The organism is Pseudonocardia sp. CA-142604 (assembly GCF_050948475.1).
GTDB lineage: Bacteria > Actinomycetota > Actinomycetes > Mycobacteriales > Pseudonocardiaceae > Pseudonocardia > Pseudonocardia alaniniphila.
Genome location: NZ_CP192045.1, coordinates 2,127,592 through 2,149,087, shown reverse-complemented (window position 1 = coordinate 2,149,087; position 21,496 = coordinate 2,127,592). Strand labels below are relative to the sequence as shown.

The 21,496-nt window shown below is 71.7% G+C and carries 19 protein-coding genes; 6 read left to right on the top strand and 13 right to left on the bottom strand.

Annotation, left to right across the window (positions count from 1 at the left end):
- Window positions 1-93 precede the first annotated feature (93 nt).
- The 6 genes from rimM to ffh form a co-directional block, all read right to left on the bottom strand.
- Complete coding sequence (gene rimM, locus ACQPZQ_RS09695) at window positions 94-672, bottom strand: ribosome maturation factor RimM (RefSeq protein WP_433294220.1); 579 nt, start codon at window positions 670-672, stop codon at window positions 94-96.
- A complete protein-coding gene (locus tag ACQPZQ_RS09690; protein ID WP_142049011.1) occupies window positions 650-889 on the bottom strand; it encodes an RNA-binding protein in 240 nt (79 codons plus the stop codon). Before ACQPZQ_RS09690 ends, rimM begins: the two co-directional genes overlap by 23 nt.
- Window positions 886-1,338: a 30S ribosomal protein S16 gene (rpsP, locus tag ACQPZQ_RS09685; RefSeq protein WP_241040010.1), complete on the bottom strand. Its 453-nt coding sequence runs from the start codon at window positions 1,336-1,338 to the stop codon at window positions 886-888. Before rpsP ends, ACQPZQ_RS09690 begins: the two co-directional genes overlap by 4 nt.
- Window positions 1,339-1,513: 175 nt before the next feature.
- A complete protein-coding gene (locus ACQPZQ_RS09680; protein WP_433294217.1) occupies window positions 1,514-2,725 on the bottom strand; it encodes a lysostaphin resistance A-like protein in 1,212 nt (403 codons plus the stop codon).
- 90 nt (window positions 2,726-2,815) lie between these two features.
- On the bottom strand, window positions 2,816-3,901 hold the full coding sequence (locus ACQPZQ_RS09675) for an amidohydrolase family protein (protein ID WP_433294215.1): 1,086 nt from the start codon (window positions 3,899-3,901) through the stop codon (window positions 2,816-2,818).
- 3 nt (window positions 3,902-3,904) lie between these two features.
- A complete protein-coding gene (ffh, locus tag ACQPZQ_RS09670; RefSeq protein ID WP_433294212.1) occupies window positions 3,905-5,443 on the bottom strand; it encodes a signal recognition particle protein in 1,539 nt (512 codons plus the stop codon).
- A 2,156-nt stretch (window positions 5,444-7,599) separates the two neighbouring features.
- Here ffh and ACQPZQ_RS09665 point away from each other — a divergent pair.
- The 6 genes from ACQPZQ_RS09665 (at window position 7,600) to ACQPZQ_RS09640 (ending at window position 13,749) form a co-directional block, all read left to right on the top strand.
- A complete protein-coding gene (locus ACQPZQ_RS09665) occupies window positions 7,600-8,673 on the top strand; it encodes a LacI family DNA-binding transcriptional regulator (protein ID WP_433294210.1) in 1,074 nt (357 codons plus the stop codon).
- Window positions 8,674-8,752: 79 nt separating this feature from the next.
- Window positions 8,753-9,988, top strand: a complete 1,236-nt coding sequence (locus ACQPZQ_RS09660; RefSeq protein ID WP_433294208.1) for a sugar ABC transporter substrate-binding protein — start codon at window positions 8,753-8,755, stop codon at window positions 9,986-9,988.
- A gap of 46 nt (window positions 9,989-10,034) precedes the next feature.
- Window positions 10,035-10,994, top strand: a complete 960-nt coding sequence (locus ACQPZQ_RS09655) for a carbohydrate ABC transporter permease (RefSeq protein ID WP_433299094.1) — start codon at window positions 10,035-10,037, stop codon at window positions 10,992-10,994.
- A 7-nt stretch (window positions 10,995-11,001) separates the two neighbouring features.
- Complete coding sequence (locus ACQPZQ_RS09650) at window positions 11,002-11,829, top strand: carbohydrate ABC transporter permease (RefSeq protein WP_433294206.1); 828 nt, start codon at window positions 11,002-11,004, stop codon at window positions 11,827-11,829.
- A gap of 37 nt (window positions 11,830-11,866) precedes the next feature.
- Window positions 11,867-12,646 carry a ThuA domain-containing protein gene (locus ACQPZQ_RS09645; RefSeq protein WP_433294204.1) on the top strand — a complete coding sequence of 260 codons (780 nt, stop codon included), beginning with the start codon at window positions 11,867-11,869 and terminating at the stop codon, window positions 12,644-12,646.
- The gene (locus ACQPZQ_RS09640; RefSeq protein ID WP_433294202.1) at window positions 12,643-13,749 is read left to right on the top strand and encodes a Gfo/Idh/MocA family protein; all 1,107 of its coding nucleotides are present in this window, start codon (window positions 12,643-12,645) and stop codon (window positions 13,747-13,749) included. The genes ACQPZQ_RS09645 and ACQPZQ_RS09640 overlap by 4 nt, the downstream gene beginning before the upstream one ends.
- Window positions 13,750-13,791: 42 nt before the next feature.
- Here ACQPZQ_RS09640 and ACQPZQ_RS09635 read toward each other — a convergent pair whose 3' ends face one another.
- The 7 genes from ACQPZQ_RS09635 to ftsY all read right to left on the bottom strand — a co-directional run bounded on the left by ACQPZQ_RS09635 (window position 13,792) and on the right by ftsY (window position 21,457).
- On the bottom strand, window positions 13,792-14,211 hold the full coding sequence (locus ACQPZQ_RS09635; RefSeq protein WP_433294200.1) for a DUF6924 domain-containing protein: 420 nt from the start codon (window positions 14,209-14,211) through the stop codon (window positions 13,792-13,794).
- Between the two features lie 122 nt (window positions 14,212-14,333).
- Entirely contained in the window at window positions 14,334-14,957 is a 624-nt protein-coding gene (locus ACQPZQ_RS09630) for an AAA family ATPase (RefSeq protein ID WP_433294197.1), read from the bottom strand.
- A gap of 63 nt (window positions 14,958-15,020) precedes the next feature.
- Window positions 15,021-17,378 (bottom strand): [protein-PII] uridylyltransferase, encoded by a 2,358-nt coding sequence (locus ACQPZQ_RS09625; RefSeq protein ID WP_433294195.1) that lies wholly within the window; start codon window positions 17,376-17,378, stop codon window positions 15,021-15,023.
- Entirely contained in the window at window positions 17,375-17,713 is a 339-nt protein-coding gene (locus tag ACQPZQ_RS09620) for a P-II family nitrogen regulator (protein WP_433294193.1), read from the bottom strand. The genes ACQPZQ_RS09625 and ACQPZQ_RS09620 overlap by 4 nt, the downstream gene beginning before the upstream one ends.
- Before the next feature lie 111 nt (window positions 17,714-17,824).
- Complete coding sequence (locus ACQPZQ_RS09615; protein ID WP_433294191.1) at window positions 17,825-18,163, bottom strand: P-II family nitrogen regulator; 339 nt, start codon at window positions 18,161-18,163, stop codon at window positions 17,825-17,827.
- A 3-nt stretch (window positions 18,164-18,166) separates the two neighbouring features.
- Window positions 18,167-19,522, bottom strand: coding sequence for an ammonium transporter (locus ACQPZQ_RS09610; RefSeq protein ID WP_433299092.1), 1,356 nt, complete (start codon window positions 19,520-19,522; stop codon window positions 18,167-18,169).
- 189 nt (window positions 19,523-19,711) lie between these two features.
- Window positions 19,712-21,457, bottom strand: coding sequence for a signal recognition particle-docking protein FtsY (ftsY, locus tag ACQPZQ_RS09605; RefSeq protein WP_433294188.1), 1,746 nt, complete (start codon window positions 21,455-21,457; stop codon window positions 19,712-19,714).
- Between the last annotated feature and the right edge of the window lie 39 nt (window positions 21,458-21,496).

Genomic DNA, 21,496 nt, shown 5'->3' with positions numbered 1-21,496 from the left:
GGTGTCAACCCTGGTTGACGCCACGTCGGAAACAGGCGGGAAAACAGGACGGCCCCCGCAGCTGTGCTGCGGGGGCCGTGAAGGTGGCTCAGTTCATTCCAGGTCGAGCAAGCCCTCGGGCGGGGTGAGCACGACCCTGCCGCCGTCGATGTCGACGGTGGGCACGATCGCGCGTACGAACGGCACGAGCGCATCCGGCCGGTCGGGCCGGACCAGCACGAGGAGCTCCCCGCCCGGACCGTGCACGACCTCACGGACCGACCCCACGACGGAGCCGTCCTCCAGCTCGGCCCGCAGACCTTCGAGCTGATGGACGTGGAACTCGTCCGGATCCGTCGGCGGCGGAACCGCGTCGGAGCCGATCAGGAGGCGGGCGCCGCGCATCGCCTCGGCGGCGTCGCGGTCGGGCACCTCGACGAACCGCACGAGCAGCCGGCCGGAATGGGGCCGGGTGGACTCGACGGTGAGCACGGCGTCCGGCACGCCCGCGCGCCGTGCTGTGAGCACGGAGCCGGACGTGAACCGCTCGTCGGGCGAGTCGGTGTGGACGTCGACAACGAGCTCGCCGCGCAGGCCGTGGGCCCGAGCGGCGATCCCGACGAGCAACTCGGTGCTGTCGCTGACCGGCACCGCTCGCTCGGCGGTGCCGTTACCGGTCGGTGTCGACGACATCGACCCGCACGCCTCGGCCGCCGATGCCACCAACGACCGTGCGGAGCGCGGTGGCCGTGCGGCCTCCGCGACCGATCACCTTGCCGAGATCCTCCGGGTGCACACGCACCTCGAGAGTGCGTCCCCGGCGCGTGGTGACGAGCTCCACCTGCACGTCGTCCGGGTGGTCGACGATGCCCCGGACGAGGTGCTCGAGAGCGTCCGCGAGGACACTCACGACTCGGTGGCCTCGGTGGCCGTGGTGGCCTCACCCTCGGCGGAGTCGGCCTTGGGCCGGCGGTCGCCCCGCTTCTTCGGGGTGGTGGCCTCGGTGGTGGGCTCCTCGCTCGCGGCGGCGAGCGCAGCCTGGAAGCGGGCCAGCTTGTCGGCCTTCTCCGGCTGCGGCTTGAGGGTGCCCTCGGAGCCGGGCAGGCCCTTGAACTTCTGCCAGTCGCCCGTGATCTCCAGCAGGTGCTGCACGGGCTCGGTGGGCTGCGCGCCCACGCCCAGCCAGTACTGCGCCCGCTCGGAGTCGACCTCGATCAGGCTCGGCTCGTTCTTCGGGTGGTACTTGCCGATGGTCTCGATCGCCCGGCCGCTGCGGCGGCTACGGGCATCGGCCACGACGATGCGGTAGTACGGCTGACGGATCTTGCCCAGCCTCATCAGCTTGATCTTGACGGCCACGCTGGTCGTTGCTCCTCGCGGATCGTGGTGCTTCTGGTGAGTCCGCGCGGCTCGCGTGGGGTTACGGGCAGCGCTTCGTCGACGTGTGCGGCCGCGGCACGGTAGAGGGCCAGCCGCATGACCGATCCGTCATTCTGCCAGACACCTTCGGGCGATGACGCACTGAGCCGCCGGCTCACCCGGTCGGCATGACGCCCAGAAGGCCGAGCATCAGCACGACTCCGGGGAGGAGGTTGTTCACCTGATGCGCGACGATGCTGGGGAGCAGCCTGCCTGTGTACAGCCGAGCCACTGCAATCGGGATAGCGACGATGAGCAGCAGCGGCGTTCGGGTGAACTCGAAATGGGCCATCGCGAAGAGCAGAGTCGTCACGCCGAAGGCCACCCAGCGGTTCGCAAGCCGCTCGATCCCGCCCCATAGCAGGCCCCGGTACACGATCTCCTCGCACAGTGGGGCGAGGAACACCACGATCACCAACACCACCGCGGCCAGCACCGGACCGGTCCTGACCGAGCCGAACACGTCGCCGACCGCCGAGCTCGCGTCCGGCCCGACGATCGCGACGTACACCAGCGAGGCAGGCACCGTGAGGGCCAGCCCGCCGAGCCCGAACGCGACACCCAGCCCGACGTCGCTCCACGACCACTGCAGGCGCAGGTCGGTGCGCGGCCCGTTGCCGCGCAGCACGGTGATCAGCACCGCGGTGGCGGCCGCCAGCACGGTGGGCACGGCGAGCGCGAGGATCAGCCCCCCGACCACCGGCATGTCGCCGAGCACGGCCCAGCCGATCAGCACGGACGTGAGCAGGAACACGGCCTCGACGAGCACGTAGGCACCCAGGCCCCAGCGGTGGGTGCGGACCGGGACCCCGGTGAGCGCCCGCCCCGCCGGATGCCGGGGCGACCGCCTGCCGGTGGGAGGAGGCGCGGACGGGTGGGGGTCCGGCATCGACGGGTAGGCGCTCGGCGGATACATCGGGTAGGGGCCCGACGTCCCCGGCCCGGCTGCGTACGGCTGGTAGGGACCGGATGGGTACGAACCTTCGGCGTACGGACCCGGTCCGGGCTGGGCGACAGCTGCGCCGGGGGCCTCTGCCGGCGCGCCTGATGCCGCCTCCTGCGACCACGGGGACCACTCCGGGGCCGCCCAGGGCGAACCGGCGGTCCCGTTGTGGGTGACGCCGTTGTGGCCGTTGCCGTTCGAGCCGTTGCCGTTGGGGGAGCCGCCGTTGCCGCTGCTGTCCGGGCTGCCCTCGCTCGTTCCGCCGGCGGCGGCGTTACCGGTCAGGCTGCTGTTGGCGCCGGTTGGACCGGCGTCGTTCGGTTCGGGGACGTCGGGTTCTCTCGAACCCTCCTCGGGTGACTCGTTCCCGTCCGTTGCTGCCACATATCCGACGCTACCGGCCCTTGGCTGCGGGCGTCTGCCCTCGGCGTGCAGGCGTGATCACGCCGGAATACAGCGTGCAAACCGCCCGCTTCAGCCCGTGGCGTGCACGGGCCGTCCGCGGAGCATCACGAGCGCCGGCTCGCGCAGGACCGAGAGGTCGGCCCGGGGGTCGGACCGGTACACGACGAGGTCCGCTCGCGCACCGGGCTGCAGCCCCGGACGCTCGAGCCACTCGCGGGCCGACCAGCTCGCGGCGCCGATCGCGGCGGTGGTGGACATCCCGGCCCCGTGCAGGGCCTCGATCTCGTCGGGCAGCCGCCCATGGACGATCCCGCCGCCCGCGTCCGTGCCGGCGTACACGGGAACCCCCGCCTCGACGGCCTGCCGCACGACGCCCACCGCTCCCGCGTGCAGCTTCCGCATGTGCGCCGCGTACGTGGGATACCTGGTGGCCGAGTCGGCGATCGTCGGGAACGTGTCGAGATTGATCATCGTGGGGACGAGTGCGGTGCCACGGGCGGCCATCTCCCCGATGAGGTCGTCGGTGAGGCCGGGCCCGTGCTCGATGCAGTCGATACCGGAGCGGATCAGGCCGGGGAGGGCGTCGGCGCCGAACACGTGGGCGGTGACCCTGGCCCCAGCGGCGTGGGCCGCCTCCACCGCGGCGACGAGCACGTCGTCGGGCCACAGCGGGGCCAGATCCCCCACGGACCGGTCGATCCAGTCCCCCACCAGCTTCACCCAGCCGTCGCCGTCCGCGGCCTGCTCGGCGACCACGTCGGGCAGGAGCGCCGGGTCGTCGAGCTCGGCGGCGACACCGGGGATGTAGCGCTTGGGCCGAGCAACGTGCACGCCTGCGCGGATGATCTCCGGCAGATCGGCGCGCGCCTGCAAAGGGCTGGTGTCGAGCGGCGAGCCGCAGTCGCGGATCAGCAGGGTGCCGGCATCACGGTCGGTGCGCGCCTGCGCGTCGGCCTCCTCGAGCTCGACGGCGCCGGACGAGCCCAGCCCGATGTGGCAGTGCGCGTCGACGAGCCCTGGCACGATCCAGCCGCCGTCGATGAGCGTCTCGGCGCCCGGGATGCGGTCGACGAGCACACCCGCCCCGTCGACGAACAGCTCCGTCGTCCGCTCGTCACCGCCTGGCCCGAGCAGCACCCCCCGCACGCGGTACACGCGCTACTTGCCCTTCGGGAACTTCAGCTTGCTCGGGTCGAAGCCGGGCGGGAGCTGGTCGAGCCCCGGCGGGAGCTCACGCAACGACGGCGGCAGGCCCGACAGGTCGGGGACGCCGCCCCCGAACCCGGCCGGCAGGGCACCGGCGCGGGCCGGTGTGGGGCCGCGGCCCTTGCCCTTCTTCCCCTTGCGGCCCTTCGCCTGCTTGCGCGTGGCGCTGCGACCGCCGAAGCCGAACTGCCCGGCCATCTGCTTCATCATCTTGCGGGCTTCGAAGAAGCGGTTGACCAGCTCGTTCACGTCGCTGACGGAGACGCCGGAGCCGTTGGCGATGCGGAGCCGTCGCGACCCGTTGATGATCTTGGGGTCGGCGCGCTCCCCCGGTGTCATGCCGCGGATGATCGCCTGGAGCTTGTCGAGGTGCTTGTCGTCGACCTGCGCGAGCGCGTCCTTCATCTGCCCGGCGTTGGCACCCGGCAGCATGCCCAGGATGTTGCCGATCGGCCCCATCTTGCGCACGGCGAGCATCTGCTCGAGGAAGTCCTCGAGCGTGAGCTCCCCCGTGCTGATCTTGGCTGCGGCCTTGGCCGTCTGCTCCTCGTCGAACGCCTGCTCGGCCTGCTCGATGAGCGTGAGCAGGTCGCCCATCCCGAGGATGCGGCTGGCCATCCGGTCGGGGTGGAAGACATCGAAGTCGGCGAGCTTCTCACCGCTGGACGCGAACAAGATGGGCTCGCCGGTGACTTCCCGCACCGACAGCGCAGCGCCACCACGGGCGTCGCCGTCGAGCTTGGTGAGCACCACGCCGCTGAAGCCCACGCCGTCGCGGAACGCCTCGGCGGTGGCAACCGCGTCCTGGCCGATCATGGCGTCGACGACGAAGAGCGTCTCGTCGGGACGGGTGGCGTCGCGGATGTCGGCGGCCTGGCGCATCAACTCCTCGTCGACGCCGAGACGGCCTGCGGTGTCGACGATGACGACGTCATACATCTTCTCGCGGGCGTGCCCGACGCCGCGGCGCGCGACGTCGACAGGGTCGCCCACGCCGTTGCCGGGCTCCGGGGCGAAGGTCGGCACCCCGGCCCGCTCACCGACGATCTGCAGCTGGTTGACCGCGTTGGGCCGCTGGAGGTCGCACGCCACGAGCAGCGGCGTGTGCCCCTGCCCCTTGAGCCAGTGGGCGAGCTTGCCGGCCAGGGTGGTCTTACCGGAACCCTGGAGGCCGGCGAGCATGATCACGCTCGGCGGCTCCTTCGCGAGCCGCAGGCGGCGGGTCTCGCCACCGAGGATCGCGATGAGCTCGTCGTTGACGATCTTGACGACCTGCTGGGCGGGGTTGAGCGCGCCAGAGACCTCCGAGCCCTTGGCCCGCTCCTTGATGCGCGCGATGAATCCGCGGACCACCGGCAGCGCGACGTCGGCCTCCAGCAGCGCGATGCGGATCTCGCGCGCGGTGGCGTCGATGTCGGCGTCGGAGAGGCGCCCCTTGCCACGGAGATTGGCGAGGGTGCCACTGAGGCGCTCGGAGAGGGTGTCGAACACCCGTCCCAGGGTACTGGGGCCGGATCGACGCGCGCTGCCCCGGAGCGCGGTCGCGGCACAATCGGAATGCCCCCGGTGCCGCCGCACGCACGGGGTTCGGGCGGACTGTGGCGCACCGGATGAGATTCCGGGAAAGATCGGCTGGCCGTGCGGGGTGCGTCGGAACGGCACCGCGCGGATGACATGCTCCTGCCGGTCCCGAGCCCTGATCGCTCGACAGGTGCGGGTTCGTCCGTGGCGTCGCTGAGCCGGGTCCCCGGGGTTCCGGCGGATGACGGGCCGCTTGGCCCGAAAGTTGAGGACATGGACGCCGCTCGCCGGGCTCGGCGGGTGCGGCTGGTTTCGGGGCGGCCCGTCCGGGTGCTCGGTGCCGATATGCCGGATTGCCGGGGGATTGCGGCCACCGGTGCTGCGAACCGGTTGCCGAGCTCGCTCGCGCTCGTCTTAGCCGGCCGCCGGACCTCACCGCTCCTCATGATCATCGGTTCGGGGTCAGGAACCGGGTCATGTGCTGCTGCGGGGCCCGAAACGGTGATCATGGAGGCGAAGGGCGCATGGGACGGCGGGGCGTCGGCTCGTGGGTGGCCGATGCGGCGGCATTGCCCGCCGGCCCACGGCACGCCGCTTGATGGCTCATCGCCGATTTCAAGACGGTGGCCGGGCCGGGACCGGGTCGCGAGTGCTGGCGATCCGCCATGATCATCAGTTCGGGGTCAGGAACCGGGTCATGTGCCGCTGCCAGGCCCGAAACGGTGATCATGAAGCCGAGGGGCGCCTGGGACGGCGAGGCGTCGGCTCGTGGGTGACCGATGCGTCGGCATACTCCGCCTGCCAACGGGTCACAGCCGCCTGATGGCTCACCACCGATTTCAGACGGTGGCCGGGACCAGGGCCGCGCCGGGACCGGGTCGCAGGTGCCGGCGATCCACATGATCATCGGTTCGGGGTCAGGAACCGGGCCATGTGCCGCAGCCAGGCCCGAAACGTTGATCAAGGACCGCGGCGGGCGACACGCCTGGCAGGGGCGCCTCGACTTCCTGGCCGATCGCCCCGCTGACCGGCCGACCCGGCGGCGCGCTCTCCGACGATGGTCCGCCGGGCCGGGGTCAGGGGTGCCGGTTGGACATGATCGCCGGTTTGGGCCCGGCGGCCGAGTCATGTCCTACTGCCAGGCCGAAGGATTGATCAGCGGACCGGACAGCGCAGCGGACTGACTCGGCTTAGTGGCCGATCGGCTGCGCGGTACCCCCGGCCGGATGGCGGACCCCAGCCGATCCCCGACGACGGCGACTGCCAGGCCGGGACCGGGTCGCGGGTGCTGGCGATCCGCATGATCATCATTTCGGGGTCAGGAACCGGGCTATCTGCTGCTACGGGGCCCGAAACGTTGATCAAGGACCGTCGGCGGCGAATGGCAGGGATGCCTCGACTTCCTGGTCGATCGCCACTGCAGTACAGCTCACCGACCGCCCGGCGGACCGCCGATCCCGGACGATGGCCCGCCGGGCCGGGGTCAGCGGGCGCTTGTTTCGACATGATCACCGGTCCGGACCCGGCGGCCGGGTTATGCACTGCTGCCAGGCTCGGAGAAGTGATCAACGAGGCAGGGCGGCGCGACGGAGTGCCTCGGCTTCGTGGCCGATCGGCTGCGCGGTACACCTCCGGACGACGGACCCCAGCCGATCTCCGACGACGGCGACCGCGAGGTCCGGGACCGGGTCGCGGATGCTGGTGATCCGCATGATCATCGGTTCGGGGTCAGGAACCGGGTCATGTGCCGCTGCGCGGCCCGAAACGTTGATCAAGGACCACGACGGGCGGCGCTTTTGGCAGGGGCCCTTCGGCTTCCTGCCCGATCGCCCCGCTGACCGGCCGACCCGGCGGCGCCGCTCTCCGACGATGGTCCGCCGGGCCGGGGTCAGGGGTGCCGGTTGGACATGATCGCCGGTTTGGGCCCGGCGGCAGGGGTCAGCGGGCGCCGGACTCGACATGATCACCAGTCCCCGGCCCGGCGGCCGGGTTATGCGCTGTCGCCAGGCCCGAAGTATTGATCACGCGCTGGGTCGCCGGTCGCAGAAGAGGCGAGTGGCCGACACAGGGACGCCACGATCAGGTTGACGGTCATCGCCTCAAGGTCTTGCACGTCGTTCCCGTCCATGGCTACGTTCACTGCGCTGTCGATCCGTATCGACACCAACGGAGGGCGACGCCGGATGGTGACCAGTAGGGACGTCGCCCGGGTCGCTGGGGTCTCGCAGAGCACGGTCTCCTACGTCATGAGCGGGCGACGCTCGATCTCGGCCGAGACCCGCCGCCGCGTCGAGGCGGCCATCGAGGAGCTCACCTACCATCCCAACGCCGGGGCCAGGGCGCTTGCGAGCCAGCGCACCCAGGTGATCGGTCTCGTCGTGCCGTTCACGCCCGGCGCCGACACCACGGGCCTGCTGCCGTTCATCGAGACCATTGCGTCCTGCGCGCGGGAGGCCGATCACGATGTCCTCCTCGTCACGGCGGACGAGGGGTCGGCGGGGCTGAAGCGGTTGGCCGGCCGGTCGCTGTGCGACGCGATCGTGATGATGGACATCGAGACCGACGACGCCCGGATCCCGGTGGCCGCGACGCTGAGTGTGCCCGTGATCCTCATCGGTGTCCCGGGCGACAACGCCGGCCTGCACTGCGTCGACCTGGACTTTCCGCTGGCCGGACGCATGGCGGTGGACGAACTGGCGGCGCTCGGGCACCGGCGGGTCGTCCTCGTGGGGCACCCGGCCGAGGTGGTGGAGCGCGACGTCAACTTCGTCGGCCGCTTCCAGCGCGGAGCGGCCGACGCGGCGAGCACCCACGAGGTCACGCTCGAGGTCGTGGCACCGGTGGCGCCGGGCCGGGACGGCGCCGAGGCCGCCGTGGAGCAGGTGCTCGCCGTCGGCGGGGAGCGGCCGGGGGTGGTCGTGCCGAACTCGCAGGCACTCCAGCCGGTGCTGCAGGTGCTGCTGGATCGCGGGCTCCACCCGGGTCGCGACCTGTCCCTCATCGCGCTGTGCACCGACGCCGCCGCCGAGGCCGTCACGCCCGCGGTCACCAACGTCTCGCTCGAACCGCGCGATGTGTCGCGGCGGGCGATGCAGATCCTGTTCCAGCTGCTCGACCGCAGCCAGGAGCCGCCCTCCGAGCTCGTACAGCTCATCCCCCCGCGCCTGACCCGACGACGAACCACCCTCCCCTCCCCCTGACCGCGGGCCGCGGTCGTACCGGTTCCGACGGGCGTGCGATCGATACGTATCGACAGTGAGATCGACGAGAGGACCAGACATGGCTCGACGAGGAGCACGACTGGGCAGAACCGCACTGGCGACGGCCACCGCTCTCGTAGCGGCAGCCGCTCTCGCCGCCTGCGGAGGAGGTGGTGGGAGCGGCTCCGGAGGACCGGTCACCAGCATCCGCGTTCTCGACTACTACAACAACGAACCCGATCGCACGGTCTACGCCCAGACCCTGGACGCGTGCGGCCGGCAGGCAGGCGTCACGATCGAACGCGAGGTCGTGCCCGGCGCCTCGCTGATCGCCAAGGTCCTGCAGCAGGCCTCGTCCCGGACGCTCCCTGACGTCCTGATGATCGACAACCCCGACCTGCAGCAGATCGCGGCGACGGGCGCCCTCAACCCGGTCACCGACTTCGGCCTCTCCGCGGACGGCTACGCCGAGGGCATCGTCAGCGCCTCGACCTACGAGGGCAAGGTGTACGGGCTCCAGCCGGTGACCAACACGATCGGCCTCTTCTACAACGAGGACATGCTGGCCCAGGCCGGCGTGACCCCGCCGAAGACGTGGGACGAGCTCAAGGCGGCCGCCGCGAAGCTCACCTCCGGCAACCGGTACGGCCTCGCGTTCGCCGCTCCCGCGAACTACGAGGGCACCTGGCAGTTCCTGCCGTTCATGTGGTCCAACGGCGGCGACGAGACGAACATCGCGAGCCCGCAGGTCGCGCAGGCCCTGCAGCTCTGGGTCGACCTGGTCGGCTCGGGATCCTCGTCGAGGTCGGTCGTCAACTGGACGCAGGCCGACGTCGCGGAGCAGTTCGGCGCGGGCAACGCGGCGATGATGGTCAACGGTCCGTGGCAGTTCCCCGTGCTCGACGAGGTCGCCGGCCTGAAGTACGGGGTGGTGCCGATCCCGGTGCCCCAGGCGGGCGCCACCGAGGTCGCTCCCCTCGGCGGTGAGACCTGGACGCTCCCCCGCACCGGCGACGACGCGCGCCAGAAGAAGGCCGCGGAGATCGTCGCCTGCCTGAACTCCGACGCCAACCAGATGGACCTCGCCACGAAGCGCAGCACCGTGCCGACGAAGACCGCGCTGCTGGACTCGTTCGTCGCGCAGGCGCCGAAGATGGCCGCGTTCACCGAGCAGGTGAAGACCGCGCGGTCGCGCACCGGCAAGCTGGGGGCCGACTGGCCCGCCGCTGCCACCAAGATCTACACGGCCGTGCAGAGCGCGATCACCGGCGGCGCCACGCCGGACGCCGCTCTGCGCCAGGCCCAGAATGGCTGAGCTCAGCCGGCCGGTCGGGGGCGCCACCACCGACCGGCCGCCGATCATGACGGTGGCACCGCCGAGCGCCACGGCGCAGGGTCCCTCGCCCGTCGAGCGGCACCGCGCGCCGTGGGCCTCGGCCCGGGGCCGGGAGCGGCTGCTCCAGCTGGCGTTCCTGCTCCCGGCCGTCGCCTACCTGCTGCTCTTCTTCGGCTATCCCGTGGTGCAGAACGTCCTGATGGGGTTCCAGGAGTACACGACCGCCACGTTCTACACGGGCGAGGCGCCGTGGGTCGGGTTCGCCAACTACGGCGCGGTCCTGACGTCGGCGGTGTTCGGCCAGGCGCTGCTCAACACCGTGCTGTTCACCGTGGGGTCGATCGCGGGGCAGTTCGTGATCGGGCTGGCGATCGCGGTGTTCTTCCAGCGCCGCTTCCCGCTCAGCGGGGTGCTGCGGTCGCTGCTGCTCCTGCCGTGGCTGATCCCGTTGATCGTCTCCGGGGCGGTGTGGCGCTGGATCCTCGACCAGGACAACGGTGCGCTCAACCGGTTCCTCGGCGGGCTGGGCCTGGTCGGGGAGAACCCGGGCTGGCTCACGAGCACGTCGCTGGCCCTCATCGCCGTGATCGGCGTCAACATCTGGATCGGGATCCCGTTCAACACCACGATCCTCTACGGGGGCCTGCAGGACATCCCCGAGGAGCTCTACGAGGCCGCGGCCCTCGACGGGGCCACCGGGTGGCGCGCGTTCCGGCACGTCACGTGGCCGTTGCTGCGGCCGGTGGTGAACGTCGTGCTGGTGCTCGGCGTCGTCTACACGATCAAGGTGCTCGACATCATCCTCGGGCTCACCGGCGGCGGGCCCGCGAACGCCACCCAGACGATCGCGACGCAGTCCTACCACCTGTCCTTCCAGGAGTTCGAGTTCGGGCAGGGCGCCGCCCTGGGCAACGTCCTGATCGTCATCTCGCTGGTGTTCGCGCTTCTCTACCTGCGCGCCAACCGACGCGTCGGGTTGGGGTGATCAAGTGATGTCAGTGCTCACGCGCCGGCCGGTCCGGCGCTCGTGGGGGAACACGCTGGTCGGGGTGCTGATCCTCGCCGTGATGCTGTTCCCCGTCTACTGGATGGTCAACGTCTCGCTGCAGCCCAGCGGCTCGGCGGTCAGCACCCCGTGGTTCCCGCTCCACGTGAGCCTCGACGGGTACGCCACCGCTGTGCGCGAGCAGGGCGGTCACCTCGCAACCAGCCTGGTGGTGGCCCTGGGAAGCGTGGTGTTCAGCCTGCTGATCGCCACGCCCGCGGCGTACGCGCTCGCGCACTTCCGGGTGCGCGGTGCGGGAGTGGTGCTGTTCGCGATCCTGATCAGCCAGATGATCCCGGGGATCGTCGTGGCGAACGCCCTCTACAGCGCCTACAACGACCTCGGGCTGCTCAACTCGATCCCTGGACTGATCCTCGCGGACTCCACCCAGGGCATCCCGTTCGCGATCCTGATCATGCGGGCGTTCCTCGGCAGCATCCCGGCCGAGGTGATCGAAGCCGCCCGCGTGGACGGCGCGGGTCAGATCCGCGCGTTCGTCTCGATCGTGCTGCCGATGAGCCGCAACGCCCTGATCACGGCCGCGCTCTTCACCTTCCTGTTCACCTGGAGCGACTTCCTCTTCGCCCTCACCCTCACCACCACCGAGGACGTCCGGCCCGTGACGCTCGGGCTCTACCAGTACATCGGGAGCTTCGTGAACGACTGGAGCGCAGTGATGGCCACCGCGGTCCTGGCCTCCCTCCCCGCCGTGGTGCTGCTGGTGGTGGCGCAGCGCTTCGTCGCCGCCGGTGTGAACAGCGGCGCCGTCAAGTGACCCGCAACGAGCTCGACGACGAAAGGCAGAACCGGCTGTGACCGACCCGTCCTCCGCCCCCATCCGCGTGACCGTGTGGGGGGAGAACCGCCACGAGCAGATCGAGGAGCACGTCACGAAGATCTACCCGCAGGGCATGCACACGACGATCGCCGAGGGCATTCGTGAGAACCTGCGCGACGGCTGCGTCGTGCGCACCGCCACCCTCGACGACCCGGAGCACGGCCTCACCGAGGAGGTCCTCGCGGCCACCGACGTGCTCACGTGGTGGGGCCACGCCGCCCACTCGGAGGTGTCCGACGAGGTGGTGGAGCGCGTGCACCGCCACGTCCTCTCCGGGATGGGTCTCGTGGTGCTGCACTCCGGCCACTGGTCGAAGATCTTCGTCAAGCTGATGGGAACGAGCTGCACGCTGCGGTGGCGCAGCGAGCACGACCGCGAGCTGATCTGGACGGTCGACCCGACGCACCCGATCGCCCGGGGCGTGCCGCATCCGCTGATCATCGACGAGGACGAGATGTACGGGGAGTTCTTCGACATCCCCGCGCCCGACGAGCTCGTGTTCGTCAGCTCGTTCAGCGGTGGCGAGGTGTTCCGCAGCGGCTGCACGTTCCGTCGTGGCCACGGGAAGATCTTCTACTTCCGCCCCGGCGACCAGGACTTCCCGACCTACCACCACCCCGACGTCCGCCGTGTGATCGCCAACGGAGTGCAGTGGGCCCGCACGGACCGGCCCGAGCGGGCGCACCCGGAGCTGCTGCGCTACGAGACCGGCGAGTTCTTCACCGGCGCGGCCTACAGCGGACCGATCGAATGACCCACCGCACGATCCCCGGCGGCGAGCCGGTTCGGGTGGTGTTGGCCGGCGCGGGGAGCATGGGCCGCGCCTGGCTCTCGACCATCATCCTCGCGCCCGACGTCGAGCTGGCAGGAGTCGCCGACATCGACGTGGGAGCCGCACGATCGGCCGTTGCCGACGCGGGGCACCCGGACCTCCCGGTGGGCACCGACGCGGTGGCCCTCGCCACGGCGGTGGGCGCCGACGCCGTGGTCGACGCCACGGTGCCGGAGGCGCACCACCCGGTCACCACCGCGGCGCTGTTCGCCGGCCTGGCCGTGCTCGGCGAGAAGCCCGTGGCGGCCACGCTGGCGCAGGCGCTGTCGCTGGCCGCCGCCGCGGAGGTGACGGGTGAGCTGTTCATGGTGAGCCAGTCGCGGCGGTGGAACCCGCAGCTGTTCGCCCTGCAGGCGATGGCAGGCGACCTCGGTGCGATCGGCACGCTCACCACCGAGTTCTTCCGGGCCCCGCACTTCGGCGGGTTCCGGGAGGAGATGGACCACCCGCTGCTCCTCGACATGGCGATCCATCCGTTCGACTCGGCTCGGTTCGTCCTCGGCGCCGAGCCGGTCGCGGCCTACTGCGAGGCGTACAACCCGCCGTGGAGCTGGTACGCAGGCGATGCCGCCGCCACGGCGGTGTTCGAGATGGAGGGCGGCGTCCGCTACATCTACGTCGGCAGCTGGTGCAGCCCCGGCGCGGAGACGTCGTGGAACGGCGTGTGGCGGGTCAGCGGCGAGAAGGGCTCCGCCCGCTGGGACGGCGACACCGAGCCGGTGCTCGATGCCGACGTGCAGCCCGTGACACGCACGCCCGCCCCGTACTCCGGCATCGCCGGTGCGCTTCAGGTGTTCGTCGACGCCCTCCGCACGGGCGCCACACCCATGGGCGAGGTGCACGAGAACGTGCCGAGCCTCGCCATGGTGGAGGCGGCGGTGCGCTCGGCCGACGGCGGCGGGCGGGTGCTGATCGACGACGTCCTCCAGCAGGCCCATGAGCAGGCGCTGCGCGAGGAGACCCGCGCGGATGTCCGGGCGGCGCTGGCCGGGTGGACGTCGGTGCGACATGCGCTGACGACCTGACATCCATGGGCGCCGTCCCGCTGGGACGGCGCCCATGGTGGCTCAGAAACCTCGGTAGACCCCGTCGGCCTGGACGGCGTCGGCGAACTCGAAGAAATCCATGTTGCAGATCGAGAGATTGCCTTCGATCTGGTACAGCACCGAGGCGGCGGCGCGGAACTCGCGGCCTCGGTCCTCCTGCAGGTCGATGACGAGGACGGGCCAGTCGGCCGAGGTCAGCGTGATCCGGTCGACCACGAAGATGCATGCTTGAAAGCCGACGGCCTCCCGGGTGGCCATCCCCAGGATCTGCTGCGCCGTCCAGCCGTCGAAGGCCGGATCGTCGACGAACTCGACGTCCGCCAGGAAGCCGTCTCCTTCGCTGGGCGCGACGATCGCTCCGCGAACGGCGAGCCAGGCCTGTTGATCGGAGAAGTCGGTGCGCAGCACCGGCGCGGCACCTGTTGTGGTCAGTGTGGCCATGGTGGCCTTTCTCGGGGGAGCGTCATGGATCGGCAGAACCATCGTGGGAGGCGGGTCGGTCGCCTTCGCTGAGCGCATGACCCCGGGTGCCGGACCGGCTCGCCCCGGCCCGGCACCCGGGGTCAGCTCCCCTCGACCGGAGCGGTGTCCAGCCGAAGACCATCGAGCGCCGCGGCGCGATCGAGCACGGTGACGCTCGACCAGCCAGCCGGCACGCCCGCGAGAAGTTCGGTGGTGGTGGCGGTGGCGCGCTGCGCGTGCCCGGCGAAGGAACGCTCGGGCACCACCCGGCCGCGCTCGCACTGGCCCCGCCGTGCGTCGGCCGGGTCGACGTGCATCCAGAGCAGGTGTGCGCTGCGACCGGTGGCCGCGGCGAGCCGGGCGACGACCGCGCGGGTGCCGCGGTCGGTGGCAGGTAGATGGACGACCACCGTGGGCGCGCCCGAGAGGGCGGCGATCAGCACGGCGAGGCGGTGCAGCAAGTGCACCAGCGGCCGGTACCACGCGTAGGGCAGCACGCCCATGACGCGGCGCAGCGCCGCCCGTTGCGCCTCGGAGTCGAGAACGACGAGGCCCGGCTCGTCCGGTAGGCCGTCGAGCAGGGTGGACTTCCCCGCTCCGGGTATGCCCGCCACGAGCAGCAACGTGCGGCCGGGCAGGGTGAGGCGCACCGCCGAGCGGCCCGTCGGGGCTGTCGGCGCGGCCGGGACGTCGGCGGACGCGGCGGTCGAGCTCGCTCTCGTCACGGTTGGACAACGCCCGTTACGGGTGATTCGTTCCAATAGTCCCGAATCAGTCGCGGCTGATCACTACGCCGCCGCCGCGAGCACCGCTCGTTCGATGCGGCGCCGCTCCGCCTTGTTCAACGCTCCCCCGGCGCCGCCGGCACCGGCGACGCAGAACGAGTCGACGACCGATGCGCCCAGCGTCGCGACGCGAGCCCATCGCAGGTCGGCCCCGCACTCCTCCAACGCGGCCGCCACCCGGTGCAGCAGCCCGATCCGGTCGGTGCTCCGCAGTTCCAGCACCACCGCACCGGTGGCCTCGTCGTCGAACCACAGTACCCGCGGCGGTGCCGGTGGCTCGCCGCTCGGACTGATCGGGGCGTAGTCCCGCTCCTTGCGGGCGAGTGCGTCGGCCAGCGTGAGGCTGCCGTCGAGCACCCGCACCAGATCCGATCGCAGCAACGCCGGATCGGGGAGGCCGCCGAAGCGCGGGGAGACGGTGAACGTGAAGACCGCCGCCTGCTCGGCGGTCGGCAGCTCGGCCGCGTGCACCTCCAGCGAGTGCAGCGCCAGCACCCCGGCCGCGGCGGCCAGTGCGCCCGGCCGGTCCGGGACCGCGACCATCACCGTGGCGGGGTCGGTCCGGTCGTCGAGCCGGATCTGCGGCTTCCGGTCGCGGGCGACGGTGGCGACGAGCTCCGCGGCAGCCGCGCTGGCTGTAGCAGGGGCGGGCAGCGGTTCGCCGGCCAACAACGCACGGCACCGGCTCACGAGATCCTGGATCAGCATCCGCTTCCAGGGGCTCCAGACCCCCGGTCCAGTGGCGAGCGCATCGGCCTCGGCGAGGTTCTCGAGGATGTCGAGCACGAGGCCGCTGCCGCCCACGGTCTCGACGACGCGCCTGATCGTCGCCGGGTCGTCCAGATCGCGGCGCGTGGCCGTGTGCGGCAGCAGCAGGTGGTGGCGCACCACCTGACCCAATACCGCCACGTCGGCGTCGGGAAACCCGAGCCGCCGTCCCACCTGCAGGGCCAGCGACTCGCCGACCACGGAGTGGTCGCCCGTACGACCCTTGCCGATGTCGTGCACGAGGGCACCGACGAGCAGCAGGTCCGGACGCGAGACGCGGGTGGTCAGCCGGGCGGCCTGCGCACACGTCTCGACGAGGTGCCGGTCGACGGTCCACAGGTGCGCGCGGTCGCGCGGTGGCAGGTCGCGCACGGCGCCCCACTCGGGGAAGAGCCGCCCCCACAGGCCCGTGCGGTCGAGCGACTCCACGACATCCACGAGCGGGCGACCCGTGCCGAGCAGCGACAGCAGCTCGCTCAGCGCCGCGCGCGGCCACGGCTCTCGCAGCTCCGGAGCGGTGTCGGCGAGCCGGTGCAGCGTGCCTGCGGCGATCGGCAGCCCGGTGCGTGCCGCGGTGGCCGCCACCCGCAGCACCAGCGCGGGATCGCGGGGAGCCGCCGCGTCGCGGGCGAGCACGACCTCGCCGCCGTGCTCGACGACACCGCTGTCCAGCGGACGCCGCACGGGCGGGCGGCGCAGCGCGGCCAATCCCCGCCGGGGCAGCGCGTTGCGGGCCGACCGCAGCCCCACCTCGGTGGCGAACGCCACCGACCGCGCCGCTCCCGACAGAGCACGCGCGAGCTCGAACCGGTCGGCGATCTCCAATGCCGCCGCCACCTCGTCGGCGTCCTGCGCCCTCAGTACGTCACGGGCGCGCCCGGCGAGGCGGTGCAGCTCGGTGCGGACGTCGAGCAGGAGCCTGCGGGCCTCCAGCACGTCTCCCGACGGCCGGTCGACGAGCTGGGCGGCCGCGAGTGCGTCGAGGAGCTGGATGTCACGGAGCCCGCCGTGGCCGTTCTTCAGGTCCGGCTCCACCCGGTGCGCGACATCGCCGACCTTGCGCCAGCGCTCCTGGGCCGTGTCGGCGAGCTCGTCGAACCGCCCGCGGATGCCGGCCCGCCACGCCTGCCGCACCGCCGCGCGCACCTTGTCGGAGAGCGTGGCGTCCCCGGCGATGTGCCGGGCCTCCAGCAGGCCGAGCGCCGCACGCAGGTCGATGGTGGCCACCTGGACGGCCTGGCCGGGGGTGCGCACCGAATGGTCGAGGCCGATCCCGGCGTCCCACAGCGGGTACCACAGCTGCTCGGCCAGCCGCTCCACGTCCTTGCGACCGTTGTGCAGCAGCACGAGGTCGAGGTCCGACCACGGGGCCAACTCGCGGCGACCCAGGGCACCGACCGCCACCAGCGCCGCGCGGTCGGTCAGCCCGATGGCCGCCGCCCGTGACGTCAGCCAGAAGTCGTGCAGATCCACCAGCGCCGTTCGCAGCGCCTCGGGCCCGAGTCTGCGCTTGCCCGCGCCCGACTCGAGAAGCACGGCCTTCGCCCTGACCAGGTCCTCTGCGTCCCCCGACGCCACAGTCACCGCACTCACAGCGCGTCGGCACCCCACGCTCCGGTGCCGACCAGCACGACGGTGTCGATCGGCGTGACCCACAGTTTGCCGTCACCGATCTTGCCGGTGCGGGCGGCGCCCGACACCGCTGCGATCACCTTCTCCACGTAGCCGTCGTCGACCACGACCTCCACGCGAAGCTTGGGCACGAGATCGACGTGGTAGTCCCCGCCGCGGTAGATCTCGGTGTGGCCCCGTTGTCGTCCGTACCCGGAGGACTGGCTGACGGTAAGTCCCGCGACGTCCAGACGATCGAGCCCGGCCCGGACGTTCTCCAGTGCGAACGGCTTGATGATGGCGGTCACGAGCATCATCGCGATCCTCCGATCGGTGACGAACAAGACAGTGCGAGAAAAACGCGGCGGGGCCCGCCGCACGATCATGCTGTGCAGCGGGCCCTCGGAACCGACGAACAGAAATGCAGGTCAGATGGCGTCGGTACCGCGTTCACCGGTGCGGACCCGCACCACGCTCTCGACAGGAGTGACCCATACCTTGCCGTCGCCGATCTTGCCCGTACGGGCTGCCTCGACCACGGCGTCAACGACCTTGTCGGCGAGGGTGTCGTCCGCGACGACCTCCACCCGGACCTTCGGTACGAAGTCCACGGAGTACTCGGCGCCGCGGTAGACCTCGGTGTGGCCCTTCTGCCGCCCGTACCCCTGTACCTCGCTGACCGTCATGCCCAGCACGCCGATCTGCTCCAGAGCGGCCTTGACGTCCTCCAGGACGAACGGCTTGACGATCGCCGTGACCAGCTTCATCGCTCAGCTCTCCTTGCCTGCGGTTGCGGGAACGTGCTCCGCGGCCGCGTTGGTGGCTGCGGACGGCCGAGGCGTCCCGAGGCCACTGGTGCCGTGGAGAGTGGAGAAGTCGTAGCCCGTCTCGGCGTGCTCGATCTCGTCGATGCCCGTGACCTCCTCCTCGGGGCTGACCCGCAGGCCCATCGTCGCCTTGACGATCAGCGCGAGGATCAGGCTCACGATGAAGGAGAACAGCAGCACCGCGACGGCACCGACGGCCTGCCGCCACAGCTGGTCCACGCCGCCGCCGTAGAACAGCCCGTCGACCGCGGCCGGCGCGCTGGAGGTGGCGAAGAAGCCGACCAGCAGCGTGCCGACGAGGCCGCCGACGAGGTGGACACCGACCACGTCGAGGGAGTCGTCGTAGCCGAAGCGGAACTTGAGGCCCACGGCGAGGGCACACAGGACACCGGCGATCGCACCGACCGCGATGGCACCCAGCGGCGACACCGACGAACACGACGGGGTGATCGCGACGAGGCCGGCGACCAGGCCGGACGCCGCGCCGAGGCTGGTGGGCTTGCCGTCACGGATGCGCTCGGTCAGCAGCCAGGCCAGCATCGCGGCCGAGGTGGCGACGAGCGTGTTGACGAACGTGATGCCCGCGACGCCGTTGGAGGCCACGGCCGAACCGGCGTTGAAGCCGAACCAGCCGAACCACAGCAGGCCGGCACCGAGCATCACCATCGTGAGGTTGTGCGGGCGCATGGGCTCACGCGGCCAGCCGCGGCGCTTGCCGAGCACCAGCGCGAGTGCGAGCGCTGCCGCACCGGCGTTGATGTGCACCGCCGTGCCACCCGCGAAGTCGATGGCCTTGAGGTTGTTGGCGATCCAGCCGCCGTTCTCGGCGGTGACGCCGTTGAACGCGAAGACCCAGTGCGCCACCGGGAAGTAGACGATGGTGGCCCACAGGCCGGCGAAGAGCAGCCACGGACCGAACCGCAGGCGGTCGGCCACCGCACCGGAGATCAGGGCGACCGTGATGATCGCGAACATCGCCTGGAACGCGACGAAGACCGTGGCGGGGATGGTGCCGACCAGCGGGATGTCGACCGGCGGACCACCCTCGGTGGCGAGATAGGTGCCACCGAACAGACCCTGCAGACCGGCGAACTCCGCCGGATTGCCCAGCAAGCCACCGCCCACGTCGTTGCCGAACGCGACGGAATAGCCGTAGAGCACCCAGAGCACGCCGACCAGTCCGAGCGAGGAGATGCTCATCATCATCATGTTGAGCACGCTCTTCGACCGAACCATGCCGCCGTAGAACAGCGCCAGACCGGGTGTCATCAGCAGTACCAGCGCCGAGCTGGCCAGCATCCAGGCGGTATCGCCGGTATCGGGCACGTCAACTCCTTTCCCGTCATCGCCGCTTGCCGGGAGATGGCGTGTGGAGCGGCAGGTTCCGGGAACTATCCGATCGGCATGTTTCATTCGCCGTCCGCCGCTGTTTCGCAGCGGTGAACGCGCCGACCCGTGGAGTTACATCCGCATTACACGGCTGGACACTCAGGCCAAGAGTGCGTCGACAAATGCCGCAGGCTCGAAGGGAGCGAGGTCATCCGGTCCCTCCCCGAGCCCGACGAGCTTCACCGGCACGCCCAGCTCCCGCTGCACCCGGAAGACGATGCCGCCCTTCGCGGTGCCGTCGAGCTTGGTGAGGACGATGCCGGTGACGTCCACGACGTCGCCGAAGACGCGGGCCTGCGTGAGGCCGTTCTGGCCGGTGGTGGCGTCGAGGACGAGCAGCACCTCGTCCACGGCGGCCTGCCGGGAGACCACGCGCTTGACCTTGCCCAGCTCGTCCATCAGCCCGGTCTTGGTGTGCAACCGGCCCGCGGTGTCGAGCAGCACGGCGTCGGCGCCCTCGTCGGCGCCCTGCTTGACCGCGTCGAAGGCGACGCTGGCCGGGTCTGCGCCCTCGGGGCCGCGCACGACCGTGGCCCCCGCCCGCTCGCCCCATGTGCCGAGCTGTTCTGCTGCGGCGGCGCGGAAGGTGTCGGCCGCGCCGAGCACCACATGGCGCCCGCCTGACACCAGCACCCTGGCGAGCTTCCCGGTCGTGGTGGTCTTGCCGGTGCCGTTGACGCCGACGACCAGCAGCACAGCCGGCCTGCCGTCGTGCGGGAGCGCGCGCAGCGAGCGGTCGAGGTCGGTTCGCAGCGCTTCGGTGAGCACCTCGCGCAGCAGTTGCCGCGCCTGGTCCGGCGTGCGGACGGCGCGGCGGGCCAGCTCGGTGCGCAGCGTGTCCACCAGCTCGGACGTCATCTCGGGGCCGAGGTCGGCCTGCAGCAGGGTGGCCTCCACGTCCTCCCACGACTCCTCGTCCAGCTCGCCTGCTCCGAGGAGCCCGAGCAGGCCCTGCCCGAAGCCGGAGCGCGACCGGGCGAGGCGGCCGCGGAGCCGTTCGAGACGACCCTCGGCGGGGGCGATGTCCGTCGGAGCCGCAGGCGTCGTCGGGGCGGCAGGCGTCGTCGGGGCGGCAGGCGCCGTCGGAGCGGCGCCGTTGGTGGCGGGCGGCGCGGTGGGGGCAGCGGGAGCCGCGGGTGCGGTCTCCACGGGCGGCGCGGAATCGCGCGCCGGAGCACGCTCAGCAGGCGGGGCAGGCGGTGCGGCGTCCACCGGCGGGGCGGACTCGGCAGGCGGCGCGACCGGCGCCGCATCCACCGGCGGAGCGGACTCGCGCGCCGGGGCGGATTCGGCCGGGGGCGCAGGAGGCGCGGATTCAGGGGCCGGAGCGCGCTCGGCCGGCGGGGCAGGCGGTGCGGCGTCAACGGGTGGAGCGGACTCACGCGCCGAAGCCGACTCGGCAGGCGGAGCCGCCGGAGCGGCGTCAACGGGTGGCGCCGACTCACGCGCCGGGGCCGCGGCGGCGGGCGGCGCGACCGGCGCCGCGTTCACCGGTGGTGTGGCTTCCCGGGCCGGGGCCGACTCGGCGGGCGGCGCGCTGTCCGCCTGTGGCGCGCGCTCGGCCGGCGGTGCGGTGTCCGTCGGGGTGCGCTCGACCTCGGGCGGCGCGGCGGGGGTGGGCGGCCGCGCGACGGTGTCGGTGCCCGCGGTGAAGTTGAACCCGCTCTCCGCCCGGTAGGTACCGCGCCGTGGCGGGGCGGTGGCGGGACTCGTGCCGCCCTCGACCTCCCCGGGCTCGCGCAGGCTGATCCGGCGTCGCTGCCGGAGCACCAGCCCCAGCGCGACGGCGACGAGCAGGACCACCACCGCGACCGCGACGATGATCCACAGGGTCTCGGTACTCACAAGTCAAGCCTGTCATGCGAAGCAGCGGCACGGGCGGCG

Coding starts and splice junctions, on each gene's coding strand:
- ACQPZQ_RS09660 (WP_433294208.1), top strand. CDS start 8,753: ATGGCTCGACGAGGAGCACGACTGGGCAGAACCGCACTGGCGACGGCC.
- ACQPZQ_RS09650 (WP_433294206.1), top strand. CDS start 11,002: ATGTCAGTGCTCACGCGCCGGCCGGTCCGGCGCTCGTGGGGGAACACG.
- ACQPZQ_RS09640 (WP_433294202.1), top strand. CDS start 12,643: ATGACCCACCGCACGATCCCCGGCGGCGAGCCGGTTCGGGTGGTGTTG.
- ACQPZQ_RS09665 (WP_433294210.1), top strand. CDS start 7,600: ATGGCTACGTTCACTGCGCTGTCGATCCGTATCGACACCAACGGAGGG.
- ACQPZQ_RS09615 (WP_433294191.1), bottom strand. CDS start 18,163: ATGAAGCTGGTCACGGCGATCGTCAAGCCGTTCGTCCTGGAGGACGTC.
- ACQPZQ_RS09620 (WP_433294193.1), bottom strand. CDS start 17,713: ATGATGCTCGTGACCGCCATCATCAAGCCGTTCGCACTGGAGAACGTC.
- ACQPZQ_RS09655 (WP_433299094.1), top strand. CDS start 10,035: ATGACGGTGGCACCGCCGAGCGCCACGGCGCAGGGTCCCTCGCCCGTC.
- ACQPZQ_RS09610 (WP_433299092.1), bottom strand. CDS start 19,522: ATGCTGGCCAGCTCGGCGCTGGTACTGCTGATGACACCCGGTCTGGCG.
- rimM (WP_433294220.1), bottom strand. CDS start 672: ATGTCGTCGACACCGACCGGTAACGGCACCGCCGAGCGAGCGGTGCCG.
- ACQPZQ_RS09635 (WP_433294200.1), bottom strand. CDS start 14,211: ATGGCCACACTGACCACAACAGGTGCCGCGCCGGTGCTGCGCACCGAC.